At 36.6% G+C, this 14,519-nt stretch carries 14 protein-coding genes; 3 read left to right on the top strand and 11 right to left on the bottom strand.

Annotated elements, in window-relative coordinates:
* Positions 1–3: 3 nt before the first annotated feature.
* Complete coding sequence (locus ACTJJF_RS21550; protein ID WP_440700986.1) at positions 4–165, bottom strand: bacteriocin-like protein; 162 nt, start codon at positions 163–165, stop codon at positions 4–6.
* Between the two features lie 547 nt (positions 166–712).
* Between ACTJJF_RS21550 and ACTJJF_RS21545 the strand changes: the two genes are divergently transcribed.
* Genes ACTJJF_RS21545 through ACTJJF_RS21535 form a run of 3 tightly spaced genes read left to right on the top strand, consistent with a single transcriptional unit; the run spans position 713 to position 3,389 of the window.
* Positions 713–1,609, top strand: coding sequence for a hypothetical protein (locus tag ACTJJF_RS21545; RefSeq protein WP_440700985.1), 897 nt, complete (start codon positions 713–715; stop codon positions 1,607–1,609).
* 10 nt (positions 1,610–1,619) lie between these two features.
* A complete protein-coding gene (locus ACTJJF_RS21540) occupies positions 1,620–2,468 on the top strand; it encodes a hypothetical protein (protein ID WP_440700984.1) in 849 nt (282 codons plus the stop codon).
* A gap of 9 nt (positions 2,469–2,477) precedes the next feature.
* Positions 2,478–3,389 (top strand): hypothetical protein, encoded by a 912-nt coding sequence (locus ACTJJF_RS21535; RefSeq protein WP_440700983.1) that lies wholly within the window; start codon positions 2,478–2,480, stop codon positions 3,387–3,389.
* 82 nt (positions 3,390–3,471) lie between these two features.
* On the opposite strand, the gene paaZ is transcribed toward ACTJJF_RS21535, so the two are convergent.
* From paaZ to ACTJJF_RS21485, 10 genes are all read right to left on the bottom strand, one after another.
* Positions 3,472–5,967, bottom strand: a complete 2,496-nt coding sequence (paaZ, locus tag ACTJJF_RS21530) for a phenylacetic acid degradation bifunctional protein PaaZ (RefSeq protein ID WP_440700982.1) — start codon at positions 5,965–5,967, stop codon at positions 3,472–3,474.
* A gap of 68 nt (positions 5,968–6,035) precedes the next feature.
* Complete coding sequence (locus ACTJJF_RS21525; protein ID WP_440700981.1) at positions 6,036–6,614, bottom strand: transposase; 579 nt, start codon at positions 6,612–6,614, stop codon at positions 6,036–6,038.
* 70 nt (positions 6,615–6,684) lie between these two features.
* Entirely contained in the window at positions 6,685–7,278 is a 594-nt protein-coding gene (locus tag ACTJJF_RS21520) for an acyltransferase (protein ID WP_123841155.1), read from the bottom strand.
* A gap of 115 nt (positions 7,279–7,393) precedes the next feature.
* Positions 7,394–8,599 (bottom strand): 3-oxoadipyl-CoA thiolase, encoded by a 1,206-nt coding sequence (gene pcaF / locus ACTJJF_RS21515; RefSeq protein ID WP_440700980.1) that lies wholly within the window; start codon positions 8,597–8,599, stop codon positions 7,394–7,396.
* A gap of 121 nt (positions 8,600–8,720) precedes the next feature.
* Positions 8,721–9,437 (bottom strand): DUF6624 domain-containing protein, encoded by a 717-nt coding sequence (locus tag ACTJJF_RS21510; RefSeq protein ID WP_440700979.1) that lies wholly within the window; start codon positions 9,435–9,437, stop codon positions 8,721–8,723.
* A 55-nt stretch (positions 9,438–9,492) separates the two neighbouring features.
* Positions 9,493–9,906, bottom strand: coding sequence for a PaaI family thioesterase (locus ACTJJF_RS21505; protein ID WP_312304854.1), 414 nt, complete (start codon positions 9,904–9,906; stop codon positions 9,493–9,495).
* Between the two features lie 5 nt (positions 9,907–9,911).
* Positions 9,912–10,220, bottom strand: coding sequence for a hypothetical protein (locus ACTJJF_RS21500; RefSeq protein ID WP_312304690.1), 309 nt, complete (start codon positions 10,218–10,220; stop codon positions 9,912–9,914).
* 73 nt (positions 10,221–10,293) lie between these two features.
* Positions 10,294–11,424, bottom strand: coding sequence for a 3-hydroxyacyl-CoA dehydrogenase NAD-binding domain-containing protein (locus ACTJJF_RS21495; protein WP_440700978.1), 1,131 nt, complete (start codon positions 11,422–11,424; stop codon positions 10,294–10,296).
* A gap of 125 nt (positions 11,425–11,549) precedes the next feature.
* Positions 11,550–12,350 (bottom strand): enoyl-CoA hydratase/isomerase family protein, encoded by an 801-nt coding sequence (locus ACTJJF_RS21490; protein ID WP_440700977.1) that lies wholly within the window; start codon positions 12,348–12,350, stop codon positions 11,550–11,552.
* A 193-nt stretch (positions 12,351–12,543) separates the two neighbouring features.
* Positions 12,544–14,433 carry a hypothetical protein gene (locus ACTJJF_RS21485; protein ID WP_440700976.1) on the bottom strand — a complete coding sequence of 630 codons (1,890 nt, stop codon included), beginning with the start codon at positions 14,431–14,433 and terminating at the stop codon, positions 12,544–12,546.
* Positions 14,434–14,519: the final 86 nt, after the last annotated feature.

Here is a 14,519-nt window from a genome sequence, read left to right as displayed (position 1 = left end):
AATCTAAGAATCTGCACAAATGTAACATGCTCTGGCAATATCCGGCCATCTTCCGGGAAGGCAACAGGTTCCGGGAGGACAAGGATTAAGGGAGCATGACCAGTTTGGCCCGGCTCCTTTAAATGATGTCAACTCATGTCTTGAAAGTTTTTTTAAGTTTTTCATAATAATCAGTTTTGATGTTTTTCCTACTCTATATGCTTTTCGGATTTCGCCTATTAAAGTTAATAATTTTCATTTGAAAATCTTCATAATAAATTGATTAAAAGACATTTACTTAATTTCTAAAAATTAGATTTCACATCTGTATAAATAATAGACAAAAATCTATCGGTTTATCGAAGTATATCTTAATGCTATTTTTTGTAAGTCTTCAAAAAAATTTCACTTTTGAAAAAATTTAAAACACTCTGGTTGTGGCACATATATTATTATAATCGAAGATTCTAAAAACACATTAATGATAAGAAATTAAATTGTTGTTATACGAGTTATGATTCTTTTCAAGCATGATCTGTTGTCAGTTACTGATTGGAAATTGAGCAACTCCAATTTTTTGTTAAATTCCCTCAAAAGCAAAAATTTAAGTCACAAACAGATTTCAACTCATCATGACATCAATAATCAATTTCCCTAAGACATTGTTTACTTTTTAAATCCTGATTGTTAGAATGTCATTAATATTTAAAATAAGATAATGACCTATTAAAATATGATTAAAAAAAAACACAAATTATTAATACTTCCTTTTTGTTTCCTTACCAACACATTTTATGCACAAGTAGGTACCGGAACGTCTATCCCATTAGGAAGTTTACACGTAGATGGTGCTAAAGACAATCCAGCTTCGGGTACACCAACACCGGCACAACTTTCTAATGATTTTATTGTAAATAAAACAACAGGTTTTATTGGAGCAGGAGTTCTTAATCCTCTGGTTCAGTTAGATATGAGATCTGCAGGAAGTGAAAATTCACTCGGTTTGGGAACAACCAGCATGCTGGCAGCGGTGGCAGGTGCAGGCGCTACCCGATATGATGTAAACAATATTCCGGTAGGAGCCAAAATTCAGGTATCGGACGGTGCAGTATGGAACAAGGTTTATCTTGCCCCTCAAAAATCTGTTGTTGTGGTTCGTAAAATAATAAGTCAATCAATACCACCAGCAACTCCTACAACTATTATTAACTGGAGTGAGGTACGTGATATGAACAATAGCTTTGATCCAAGCACCGGTGAATTTACAGCTCCCCGAAACGGAACTTATACCTTTCTGTTAACATTCAATTTCACAGGTGCTGTTATTAATGATGGTTCCAGAGTTGAATCCCAGTTTTATAATCCTACTACAGGTATTGTTCTTGCCAGTGTATATAAAACTTTCGGGCAGTCTATGACAGGTACAGCTGATGATGCCAATTCTACACGTTCAACACAGGCTGGAGGATCAAGTACCGTTACTCTTACTTTAGCTGCAGGTACCAAGGTTAGTGCCAGATTGTACCAAAACCTTACTTCCGGTGCTATTCCTCTCAGAGTTACCAGTAATTCTTCAGATCCCGCCAATCCGGATGATGGATTTAATAATCTAACTATAATAGAACATTAAGATATAGATCATGAAAAAGAAAATCAATATAACTTATAAGCTATGTTCTTCTATTTTATTTTTTCTGGCTATTAAGGCAACAGCCCAGGTAGGCTTTTTCACCCCTAATCCTACACAGCCTCTGCATATAGATGCCGGAAAAGATAACGGTTCTAATCCTGATGCTACAAAAATATCTAACGATGTTGTTATTACATCACAAGGTCAAGTAGGGGTTGGTATTCTAAATCCTGTTACCAAGGTTGATCTCAGATCTTCGAACGATCAAGGAATCATTGGTTTGGGCAGCAATACACAAAGCCCTTCTGCAGCAGGTGGAGGTGCAATACGTTATAATACCGGTGGATATTTAGAATATTCTGATGGTGAGCAATGGATCGCTTTGCCACTCACCCCTCCTACTAAAGCGCTGGTAAATGCCAGTAATAATTCTGCACAAAATATTCCCAGTGCAACGACAACAACTATTACCGGCTGGACAGAAACAGTTGATTTAGGTACCGGTGCCGGTGGAGATTTTGATCCAATCGCCGGAATTTTTAAAGCGCCACGTGATGGCTTTTATCTTGTTTCTTTCAACATTACTCTGGCTAATGGAAATATACCTAAAAATACATTTATAGAAACCGCAATTGAAAGCAGCCAAAGCACAAATAACATTCCTGTATTTAAAACAGTAAATTCTTATCCTGCTTTTCAGGCCGGTGCAGTAAGTAATTTTATAAGCGGTAACTGTAATGCTATTTTCAATCTTAAGAAAGATGATACAATAAAATTCACGGTGAAACATAATATAGGAAGTGTGCGAAACACTATAAATGACAGCAAATTGAATAATTTAAGTATCAGTGAATTGTAATACTATATAATGATGGAATCAAAGAATAAAATAAAAAGATTGATTAGTATTTTTATTGCTTTATCATTCACAATAAACAACATAAACGCTCAAATAGGAATAGGATTACCCAATCCAACCAATCCTGTTGAGATTAAGACGGATGCAGGTAATATTATCATTGATAATTCCGGAAAAATAGGCACATTAGCTGCTAACCCAAAAGTAGCGCTGGATCTGCGCAACAATGTAAATGGTTCCGTAGCTATAGGAAATACTAACAAAACAGCTGCGCAAGCGGGTGCAGGCGCATTGCGATATGTAGCAAGCCCTGCGATTGGTGTAAAGGGCTATTTAGAGTTTTCCGACGGTTCAAACTGGGTGAGCTTTTTTCCTAAAGGGAAACCACGTATCATCGTAATGGCAAGCAAAACAACTCAGGATACCTATGTATTTGAAAGTGCGACGCCTTCAGAAATAGGAATTAAATCCGGTATCGTTCAAAGAAGGTCTTCTTATTTAACCAACTGGACTGAGAAATTAGACTCAGACTCAGGGGTACCTACCTCAAATTTCGATCCGGCTACAGGTGAATTTATAGCACCACGTGATGGTGTATATTTTGCAACTTTTACTTTTGCATTACAATCCAGCCAGGTCAATACGGGATCTAACAATCAAACTGAAGCAATTTGGGAAGTGAGAAATCCGAGTGGGACCATCACTCAAAGGATAAAAACAAATAATGGGTATTCTTCTGATACAGGTGCAAGCCCCAATGCCGTACCAGTAGGGTCTGCCTGTACAGTAAGTGTATATTTAAATAAGGGTGATAAATTAAGGCCTTTTACCTGGATCACAGTAGCATTTGATGGCACAGTCAGCCAGTTTGATACTTCAGGAAGCGGAGCCTATAACTCACTCACAATAGTTGAACAGTAATTCCGTTTGGATATTTATATGATTTACATGAAAAAGCAGCAGTTTATCTAAACTGCTGCTTTTGTTTTATATTAAGTTTTAATTAAATCAATCCGAACTGCTGGAAATGATGAGTAAAGTGCTTTTTATGCATCAGTTCCCACATTTCTTTATTCAGTTTTCCGAAGACAAAATTCATATGTTCTGCCTGTGGATTTTCTTTGTAGTAAACCACAAATCTCTTCAGGTTGTCAATGAATGATTGCTTTGCCACCTCAAAATTCTTATGTACCAGCTCAGGTAGGCTACCATCTGCCGGTAAAAACGGTGCTGTAAATTCTTTTGGCATTTTTCTATGATTGTAAAGAGAATCCTGCCATTTTTCCAATTGTCCTTCAGGTGTAAAACACTGATCTGCTTCCGGCTCTCCCAAACTCACCAATACAGCCTGATCAAGATGCTCTATCATTTGCTGCGGAGACATTTTGCCCCAAAGAGCAGGAGTACTGTCTGTTAATCCATTGAGTATTTTCTGAACATTTTTTACAGTCAGATCAATGAACGGAGATTGTTTTGCCACTAAAGTTAAGATGGTTGCTACACAAACTACCTCATCTCTTTGGTTAACGACCTCAACCAGCCATTTTACGACACCTGAAGGAATATTTCTTCCTTTTACACCTCTGTTGATTTTTTCTTTTGCCGTAAGATAAACCGTAATGGTATCGCCTGCATATACAGGTTTAAAGAAACTGCACTCTTCAAGTCCGTAATTAGCAATTACAGGTCCTTTTTTACCGGAAACAAATAATCCTGCAGCTGCTGAAAGGATGAAGTATCCGTGAGCTACTGTTTTATCAAAGATTGTCCCCGTTAAGCTTGTAGCATCGGTATGGGCGTAGAAATGATCCCATGAAACATTGGAAAAGTTTACGATGTCTGCATCAGTAACGGTTCTTCCTGCTGTTTCTAAAGAATCTCCTACTTCTACTTCCTCAAAATATTTCTGGAAAGGATGTTTATCTGAGAACTTCTTCTCTGCTCCCTGCTGATAAATTTTAGTAATCGCTTTCAATACATCCGGAGATCCCTGAATGGCTGTTTTCTGTAAAAAGAAATGCAGACCGCTTAATCCGCCCATTTCTTCTCCGCCTCCTGCTCTTCCAGGCCCCCCATGCATCAATGTCGGAAGTGGTGAACCATGGCCTGTACTTTCTTTCGCATTATCTCTGTTCAGAACAAAAATTCTTCCATGTTGAGAAGCCATTTTCCATGAAGTTTCTGCAATAAAATCTTCATCATGAGAGATGATAGATCCTACCAAACTTCCTTTTCCTCTTTTTGCCAATGCAGCAGCTTCTTCAGCATCTTTATACGGCATAAGGGTTGATACCGGCCCAAAAGCTTCTACATCATGGGAGATATTTTTTTCAAAAGGTTTATCATTCAGGAACAACTTCGGACTCATAAATGCACCGTTTTCGTAATCTGCATCTACCAGTTCGTGTTTTCCGTCATACACAAGCTCTGTTTCGGACTTTAAAATATTGACTTTTCTCAGTACTTCTTCATACTGCTGCCTTCCTACTAAAGATCCCATTCTTGTTTCTCTGCTTAGCGGATTTCCGATTTTCGTCTGGTCTAAAGCTTTAGATAAAGCATTCTGAACATCCCCAATTAAATGCTCAGGCACTATAATTCTTCTGATGGCAGTACATTTCTGTCCCGCTTTTGTCGTCATTTCGTTACGAACTTCTTTGATGAATAAGTCAAATTCAGGAGTTCCCGGCTTTGCTTCCAATCCTAAAATAGAACAGTTCAACGAGTCTGCTTCCATATTGAAACGAACAGCATTGCCTGCAACAGACGGAAGGGATTTTAATTTTCTACCTGTATGGGCTGAACCTGTAAACAATACGGAATCTCCATCCTGAACATAATCCAGAATACTTCCAGGCTCTCCGCATACTAACTGAACAGCACCTTCCGGCAATACCCCGCTTTCGATCATATCCTGAAATACGGCATTGGTAAGATAAGACCCAAAAGGTGACGGTTTAACAATAGACGGAACACCTGCCAACAATGATGTGGATAATTTTTCCAGCATTCCCCAAACCGGGAAGTTATAGGCATTGATCTGTACAGAAACCCCTTCACTAGGCGTTAGGATATGAGTCCCGAGGTGAGTTCCATTGGCAGAAATTTTCTGTGTATCTCCATCTACCCAGAACGGTGTATTGGGAAGCATTCTCTTCGCCAATCCCGAATAGGTAAAGAATGTACCGAAACCTCCTTCGATATCTACCCACGAATCTACATGTGTAGCCCCTGTTTTATATGATAATTCGTAATATTTTTTCTTTCTTTCCAACAGGTAAAGGGCTACTTTTTTCAACATTTCCCCACGGTCGTAGAAAGTCATTGAAGAAAGATTTTTGTATCCTACTGTTCTTCCGTAGTCAAGAGCCTGTTCAAAGTTCAGCCCTTCCGTATCGGAAACAGCTACCTGTTCTCCGGTAACAGCATTGTACAAAGGAACTCCGTTTCCTGTTCCTTCTACCCATTGGCCGTAGATATAGTTTTTCAGTTTTTCCATTTTCTTTTTATTGTTTACAGAAACCTGACAGGTTTTAAAAACCTGTCAGGTTTAGCTATTTTTAAGTATTATTCTAAGCTTAGAAAATCATATTCCACATTAGATCTGTGATAAGCAATAAAGTTCTCTAATATATCAAAATATTGCATAATTTCCGATCTATAAAGTTTACTTGGCCTATCCTGATTCATATATGAGTTATATGATGAATGTTTCCAATCTACAATCTGATCTACAAAACCATGATTAATGGGATTGTTATGAATATAATGCAGTACTTTGATTAAGTATTTTTCGTCCTGAACTTTTTTCCTTTTTACAGTATTCAGAAAAAGGGCGCCTTTTCTGTTATATACCTTATTGAACGCTTTGGAATAAGCATTAAGGCAGTTACTAAAGTGTTTCATTAGAAACTGATGTTCACCCTCTGTTTCTATCTCTTTAAAGCTTTTAAATCTTACCAAGAGATGAAAATGATTGGGCATTAGACAATAAGCATAAATATCAGCGACAGGAAGAATATATTTTTCTAATTTTTCCAGAAAATATTGATAATTTGAAGTTTCACGAAAAATCATTTCTTTCCCGTTGCCATGAGAAAAAATGTGGTAAGTGCCTTCAAATTCAAAATTTTCTGTATTAATCATTCTATTTTAAATTGATGTTTTATGTTAAAACCTAACAGGTTTTTGAAACCTGTTAGGTTTAGAGTGCTCATTATTTCACATCGTCCCAGATGCTGTAATCAACAATTTTTGTTGGGGTCTGCTGAACATATTCTGTAAAAGGTTCGCAAGGCAGAATAGCTTCTTTCCCTTCTCTTGCCAGTTCCTGATACAGTTTTGTTCCTTCTGTTTTCCAGTGGATCATTTCGTCAGAAACGTCACGGATTATTTTTGCAGGACTTCCTACGATCAGTTTTCTGGGTTCGCATCTGAAATTGGCAGGAACAAAAGCTAAAGCACCGACGATACTCTCATCACCGATATACGCTTTGTCCATCACTACAGCATTCATTCCGATCAGGCAATTTTTCCCGATGTGTCCGGAATGGATAATAGCGCCGTGGCCAATATGGGCAGATTCCTCCAATATGGTTTCGATATTCGGGAAGACATGCAGGGTACAGTTTTCCTGGACATTGGCTCCGTCTTTAATAATAATTTTTCCCCAATCGCCACGAATGACTGCATTAGGGCCTATATATACTTCTTCACCAATTTCCACATTCCCAATGATAACTGCCTGCGGATGAATATAAGCAGAAGGTTTTATGATGGGACGGATTCCGTGGTACGAATAGATGTTCATATTTTTTTATTTGAAAATTTGAGAATAGGATAATTTGAAAGTGAATTTAAAAGATTGCCGTAATTCCGGTAAAATTTTAGTTCGGAATTTTCAAATTACCTCATTTTCAAATTGATTATACTTTTTCAATTACCATTGCATATCCCTGCCCTACCCCAATACAAAGTGTACACAAGGCATATTTCTTATTCTGTTTCTGAAGTTCCATTGCAGCAGAACCGATAATTCTGGCTCCGGAAACTCCCAGTGGATGGCCGATAGCAATGGCTCCTCCGTTCGGATTTATTCTTGAATCGTCATCTTTTAATCCTAAGGTTCTTGTTACGGCTAAAGCCTGAGCTGCAAATGCTTCATTCAACTCAATGATATCCATATCTTCTAAGGAAAGATCCAGTCTTTTAAGCAGTTTTTGTGTTGCTTCTACCGGTCCTATTCCCATAATTCTCGGTTCCACACCTGCTACAGATGAACCTAAAATCTTAGCTTTCGGTTTTAAATCGTATTTTTTTACAGCTTCTTCGCTTGCCAGAATAAGAGCTGCGGCACCATCATTCATTCCTGAAGCATTCCCTGCCGTTACGGTTCCTTCTTTTCTGAAAGCGGGACGAAGCTTTCCTAAGCCTTCCATAGAAGAGCCTGGCTTGATAAATTCATCTTTTTCAAAAATAACAGGATCTCCTTTTCTCTGTGGAATTTCAACTTTTACAATTTCTTCCGCCAGTCTTCCGCTTTCCTGAGCTTTTGTAGCTTTCTGCTGTGACCATAGTGCAAATCTGTCCTGATCTTCTCTGCTGATCTGGTGCATATCTGCAAGGTTTTCGGCAGTTTCACCCATTCCGTCAACGCCATACATTTCTTTCATCTTAGGATTGATAAAACGCCATCCGAAGGTAGTATCAAATAGCTGGCTGTCTCTTCCGAAAGCAGCAGTGGGCTTTGACATTACATAGGGTGAACGGGTCATATGCTCTACGCCACCTGCAATATAAATTTCACCTTCCCCGGCAGCAATGGAACGGAATGCATTCGCTACGGCAGACATTCCTGAAGCACAAAGTCTGTTGACTGTTTCGCCTCCGATTTTATAAGGAAGACCTGCCAATAAAAGTCCCATCCTGGCAACGTTTCTGTTGTCTTCTCCAGCCTGATTGGCACAACCGAAAATAACGTCTTCAATTTCTTCAACAGGTACTTCCGGGTTTCTTGCAACCACTTCTTTGATCACAATAGCAGCCAGATCATCTGCTCTTACTTCTGATAATCCTCCCTGTAGTTTTGAAACGGGAGTTCTTACGTAATCTATGATGTATACGTTGTTCATAATTTTGATTTGAAAATTTGATAATGGGATAATTTGAAATTATTTCATTAGCTCAATTGTTATTAACCTTATTTATTTTTTAATGATAATACTCTGTTTTTCATTACTGGGTTTAATTTTATCAGTGCCTCTGACGCTTGTCTTCTTTGATTTCTATTTTACCGTTTTTGACATCATCCAAAGTATATACTTTATACACAAAATCTTTCCCGTAAATATCTTTGGCATATTCTTCCACTGTCTTGGTAAAGCCTGCTTCTTTCCTTATTTTATTCACATTTTCCGGGTCTTTAATCGGCCAGATGTATTCTGTTTTGTAATCTTTTCCGTTTTCATTCCAAAAGCTTCCATAGCCCTGGGTACCATAAATCTGCTCTTTTCCCTGATCCATAAAGTATCTGTCTTCCATTGTTGCCACCTGTCTGAACGGAATTTCATTCTTTTTACCCGCTTCTTTAATCAAAGGAAGATACTTCCCTATTTTCTTTGAATGCTGTATAACAAACCAGACCGTCTTATTTTCAGGCTCTCCTACCATTGTTTTTCCCGGGTAACCATATTCTGCAATGATCTTTTCCACTCTGGCCATGTTGGCACTGTCTTTTTCTACCGCTAATGCCCATGTCATCTTGGTGGTATCAACCCCTTTTTTGAAAAGTTCATTTTTAATCTCAGATTTTCTTTTTGCTGAAATTGAGTTATCAAAATATTCCCGATAAATCTGATCCCAATAATAAATATCCTTCAATTCTTTCTTCAGTGTTTCATTGAGTTTCTCCTGCTGAGCACTCATCAAAAATGAAGATAATCCTAAAAAAAGTAAAAATATTTTTTTCATGATAATCGTTTTTAATGGGAATATGAGTTTTTTACAATATTGATCCTGGGGCTGACTAAAGTTCTGTTACTTTTTTTCCTATTTTATAAACTGTCCCTACAAATTTTGCAATCAACTCATTATTCTGATTGGTTATTTTAATGTCATAAACGGCTGTTTTTCTGGTATCATTCACCAAAATACTTTCTGCCCTGAAGATATCTCCTTCTTTTCCCGCTTTGGTAAAATTGATGATACAGTTCAACGCAACTGCTGCATCTCCGGTATTGTTGGACGAAAATGCCAGTGCGGAATCGGCAAAGGCAAATGTAACACCACCATGTACCGTTTTAAGCCCATTAATCATATCTTTCCTGATGGGCATTTCTATTAAGCAATAATTTTCTTTTACTTCAATCAGTCTGATATTCATCCACTGGGAAAAATAGTCCTGATTGAGCATATAATCTGCTACCTGTCTTGGGTTCATTTCTGTCATAGGTTTGTTATTTCTTCATACAGCTCATCTGATAATCTGTCGTAAACACTCATTGTTTTACCCAGAATGATCTGCTCATATGAAAGAGCTTTTGAATCTGATGAATTTTCTGTAGGGTAGGAAGCCTCTAAATCAATTCCATTTTCCTGAGCTAACCTTTTGATCGTCTCTTTATATTTTTCGTTAAACTTCCCCAATAATTCAAGCCTTTCCTGCTCATCAACAGAATAGGCTTCCTGAGCTAAATACTGTTTTTCTATCAAAAGCCTAGTTTCGAGCTCAGCCCTGAATTCATCTATATTCATTTTTCTCAATGTAACGGTTTACCAATATATCAGTTTATCAATGAAATATTTCGGCATACTGGTAAAATTCTTTTTATAGTTTACGAAGTAAAGGGCTCTGTCTGTACCTTTCTTCCTGATATTCTTCGTAAAGGCTCTGAAGGGCACCGGAAATTTTAGAATATCCGATTTCTTTTCCCCAGCTTAATAATCCTTTCGGATAGTTTACTCCTTTCTGCATGGCCAGTTCAATATCCTCATCATTAGCAATGCCTAATCTTTTGGCTTCTACAGCTTCATTGATCAGCATTGAAATAATTCTTAAAAAGATTTGCTGATAAAGAGCATCATCCTTTTTAGCTTCAGGTTTTACAGCTCCTTCACTGTAATCATAGAAACCTTTTCCTGTCTTTCTTCCATGCAGTTTTGCTTCAGACATTCTCTGCTGAAGTAAAGACGGCTTGTATTTCGGATCGTAGAAATAGTCTTTGTAAACGGTTGTTGTCACAGCAAAGTTGACATCAACACCAATAAGGTCCATCAGTTCAAATGGGCCCATTTTGAAATTTCCAAGGGTTCTCATCGCATCATCCACCTGTTCAGGAGTTGCGATATTTTCTTCAACAATTCTCAGCGCTTCTCCATAATAAGGTCTTGCAATTCTATTGACAATAAACCCTGGAATATCTTTAGCAATCACAGGCACTTTTCCCCAGTCTTTCATGAGGTTGTAGATTTTCTCAGCCAAGGTTTTTTCCGTTAATAAAGATGGAATAACTTCTACCAAAGGCATCAATGGAGCAGGATTGAAGAAATGAATTCCAATGAAACGCTCCGGTTTTCTGAGCTCAGCACCAAGTGAGGTGATGGAAATAGATGAAGTGTTGGAACCAATGATACAGTTTTCAGAGACATGGGTTTCAAGCTCTGTAAAAACTTTGGTCTTAATTTCTTTGTTTTCAATAATCGCTTCAATGATCAGTTCACAATCTTTGAAGTCTTTCAGTTCTGTAGCAATGGAAATATTGGATAAAATTTCAGCCATTTTTTCTGATGAAATTTTCTGTTTATCAACAAGCTTTGATAATGTTTTTTCCAGACCTACGGTTGCCGTTTCTACCTGTTTCGGATTGGCATCATATACCCAAACTTTACATCCGTTTGTTGCGGCGACCTGTGCAATGCCGATTCCCATTGTTCCGGCACCGATAATTCCTACATTCATATTTTAAATTTGAAAATTTGAAAATGAGTTAATTTGAAAATTATTTTAGCTTCGAGCTTGAAATAATTTTATACAGAATTAATAAAATTTCTTTTAAATCAGAGATTAACTCATTTTCAAATTAATTATTTTCCTTTATAATTAGGTTTTCTTTTCTGTAAAAATGCATTTACACCTTCTATGAAGTCCTCTGTTTCTGCAGCTTCCTGTTGAAGATCTCCTTCCAGTTCCAGCTGTTCTTTCAAGGTGTTCGTATAAGAATACGCAAAGGCTTTCTTGGTCAGCTTAAGGGCTGCTGTCGGCATATTTGCCATTCTCTCAAGGATTTCCATTGATTTTGGTCCGAATTCTTCATCGCTGAAAACTTCTGCAACCAAGCCATAAGATTTAGATTCTTCAGCGGATAGTTTCTTTCCTGTAAATGCTAAATAATTGGCCAACTGTCTACCTAAAAGTTTCGGTAAGAAATAGGTTCCTCCTGTATCCGGAATCAAACCGATATTGGAAAATGCCTGTGCAAAATAAGCTTTTTCATGCGCCAGTACAAAGTCACTGATCAATGCCAGCATGGCACCAGCTCCTACAGCAGGACCGTTTACCAAAGCAATAACCGGTTTTTTGCAGCGGGTAACTTCCATTACCAGTGGATTGTAGTAGTCTACCACAATTTTTCTGATAATATCATTATCATGATGCTCTTTTCCTACCACAAACGCTTCATCCAGATTCTGTCCGGAGCAGAATGCTCTACCTCTCCCGGAAATGGCAACACATCTTACAGTTTCGTCTTCGCTGCATTCTTTCACGAAATCTTTCAGATCTGCCAAAGCCGGCTTTGTAAGAGCGTTCATAGTTTCAGGTTGATTAAGATAAGCAATTTTGAGCTTCCCGTCAAAATGCGTTTCAATATCGAGTTGTGTATACATAAAAAATCATTTTTAAATCAGTTAAATATAATCATTTAACAGCATATGCATGAACAATTCACAAATGAAAAACTGAATATTTCAATGCTATACATTATTGATGCTGTTGTACTTTCACAATGTTAAATAGATTATTGATGACTAAATAATTATAAATTCGTTTGTGATATTTTATTTATTTTTTGTTTATAGTTTAGACTGGAATATTATTATAATAGTTATTGAATTTAATATTATCTGTATAATCTTCCAGAAGTGGTTGTACACTGCAATTAAAGAGAATATTTTCTTTTGCTATCGTTTTATGAGTTCTTAAATATAGGCCATATTTAACATCATTAATTTCATTCCCTGAAACGGTCACTTTGCCATCTAATGAACTTCCTAAAATTGGAAGGCTCTGCCCTCCTGAAGTTGGGACCGGCCAAATTTCAGGGACAGAATTTACTATTACCCCATACCCTTCATTATTACTATACAATAGGTTATCTGAAATAACAATACGCTTTGTAGAGTTTTTATAATGATCTAAATTTTGTTGTGAAAATATACTTAGTCCATCTATTTGAACTCCAACAAACCCTTCCCCTGTTGTTATTGATTTAAAATTATTATTATTTATCATCACTTTTCCTAAAGGTACTGCAATACGATGTACTGATGATATTATATTTCCATCGGAATCATAAGTATGGATTGAAGTATGAGCTTTAAAATCAACAGCAACTCCGCTCATATTAGTAGCTATATTATTTGAAATATTTATATTATTCATACTTCCCACAATCAATACAGCTGTTTTTAAATGATCAAAAGTATTATTCGATATATTAACATTCTCTGCTATAGTATTATTTACCTGTGATTGTAAAAGGATTCCATAACTATTACCAATAGCTCCTTCTATAATATTATTACAAATTGAGAAGTTTTTGACAACACCACTCTCTATTTCTCTAGTTGCCGAATTAATAATACCACTATCGTTTGTAATTAATTGATGAATATAATTATCCGTAATAACCGCATTCATTCTAGTACCATCAAAACGTATTGCCCCCCATGTTGTATTTTTGAAAATATTATTTGAAATGATAAAGTTATCTACATTATCATAAAAATCTATTGCAAATAGCCTATGATGGCCAGTATTATCCCGCCCACAAAGTTCTAGATAATTATTATTTACCAACAAGGAACCAGCCAACCCACAATCGGAAGCAGAGATACCACAAGGCATTTGAGCCGAATTAGGTATTGGGGTGCCGTTTGCTTCTCTTAGTACTTTATTTTTGAAAACATTATTTTCAATTGTAAAGTTTATATTATGGGACTGAGAAAGTGTCAGGTGTTCCATTCTATACATTTGGGTCTGTATCTCACTCTCAAAATAATTATTTGTAATTTTAATTTCACCACCTTCAATACATTCGTAAAATTGTAGTCCTCTGGTATAAAGATTAAAAAAGCTACAATTCTTAATTTCTATATTCGTAGATTTTCTGATATAAATACCTCCATTAAAATCTCTTAATGTATCATCGTTACTTGTAATGTTATAATCAGCTTCAGTATAAACCTGAGAAATATTACTCATATTCTGATCAATCCTAAGTCCGTCTATAATGAAGTTTTTACAATCAAAAAATTTCAGATAATATGACCTAAAACGTTCAGTTGTATTTGATTTAATTAAAGTATGCTGCCTATCTCCTAAAAGCTTGAAGCAGGAAAGATTTTGAAATTCCAATTGTCTGTTTACAATATATTCTCTCGCATCAAATCTCAATGTAGCACCTAAATACGCAGCTGTTTTAACCGCCTGAGTGATCATAGCTTCATCATTATCAATCAACGGGTTTGTATAAAGACATCTGTACCATTCAATATTAATGGTATTTTCTGTATAAATCGCTTTATAATAGTTTCCGTTTCTTTCAAGAAGAACTACTCCGTCCACATAGCTGGCATGCACAGGATCAATTTTCTGATAATAGATCTGCTCTCCCGTATTGTGAAATGGCTCGCTAAAATCTGCATCATTACAAATTAAAGGAAATGTAGGTTTGTTACAATTTGTCATAATTAAATGTTTGTGTTAGTTATTTTTTAATCTGATCATTAAAGAATGATACTGTAACAAAACTAATAGCCGTTAACGACAAAACT

The organism is Chryseobacterium sp. 22458, from assembly GCF_052044975.1.
Lineage (GTDB): Bacteria > Bacteroidota > Bacteroidia > Flavobacteriales > Weeksellaceae > Chryseobacterium.
Note: the sequence above shows the minus strand (reverse complement) of the source record. Positions and strands in the feature narration are given on the sequence as shown.

Bases quoted from the DNA above. Each gene is read 5' to 3' on its own strand.
- ACTJJF_RS21540 (WP_440700984.1), top strand. From the start codon at position 1,620: ATGAAAAAGAAAATCAATATAACTTATAAGCTATGTTCTTCTATTTTA.
- ACTJJF_RS21505 (WP_312304854.1), bottom strand. From the start codon at position 9,906: ATGAACCCAAGACAGGTAGCAGATTATATGCTCAATCAGGACTATTTT.
- ACTJJF_RS21500 (WP_312304690.1), bottom strand. From the start codon at position 10,220: ATGAATATAGATGAATTCAGGGCTGAGCTCGAAACTAGGCTTTTGATA.
- ACTJJF_RS21490 (WP_440700977.1), bottom strand. From the start codon at position 12,350: ATGTATACACAACTCGATATTGAAACGCATTTTGACGGGAAGCTCAAA.
- ACTJJF_RS21495 (WP_440700978.1), bottom strand. From the start codon at position 11,424: ATGAATGTAGGAATTATCGGTGCCGGAACAATGGGAATCGGCATTGCA.
- ACTJJF_RS21485 (WP_440700976.1), bottom strand. From the start codon at position 14,433: ATGACAAATTGTAACAAACCTACATTTCCTTTAATTTGTAATGATGCA.
- ACTJJF_RS21510 (WP_440700979.1), bottom strand. From the start codon at position 9,437: ATGAAAAAAATATTTTTACTTTTTTTAGGATTATCTTCATTTTTGATG.
- ACTJJF_RS21525 (WP_440700981.1), bottom strand. From the start codon at position 6,614: ATGATTAATACAGAAAATTTTGAATTTGAAGGCACTTACCACATTTTT.
- pcaF (WP_440700980.1), bottom strand. From the start codon at position 8,599: ATGAACAACGTATACATCATAGATTACGTAAGAACTCCCGTTTCAAAA.
- ACTJJF_RS21545 (WP_440700985.1), top strand. From the start codon at position 713: ATGATTAAAAAAAAACACAAATTATTAATACTTCCTTTTTGTTTCCTT.
- ACTJJF_RS21550 (WP_440700986.1), bottom strand. From the start codon at position 165: ATGAAAAACTTAAAAAAACTTTCAAGACATGAGTTGACATCATTTAAA.
- ACTJJF_RS21520 (WP_123841155.1), bottom strand. From the start codon at position 7,278: ATGAACATCTATTCGTACCACGGAATCCGTCCCATCATAAAACCTTCT.
- paaZ (WP_440700982.1), bottom strand. From the start codon at position 5,967: ATGGAAAAACTGAAAAACTATATCTACGGCCAATGGGTAGAAGGAACA.
- ACTJJF_RS21535 (WP_440700983.1), top strand. From the start codon at position 2,478: ATGATGGAATCAAAGAATAAAATAAAAAGATTGATTAGTATTTTTATT.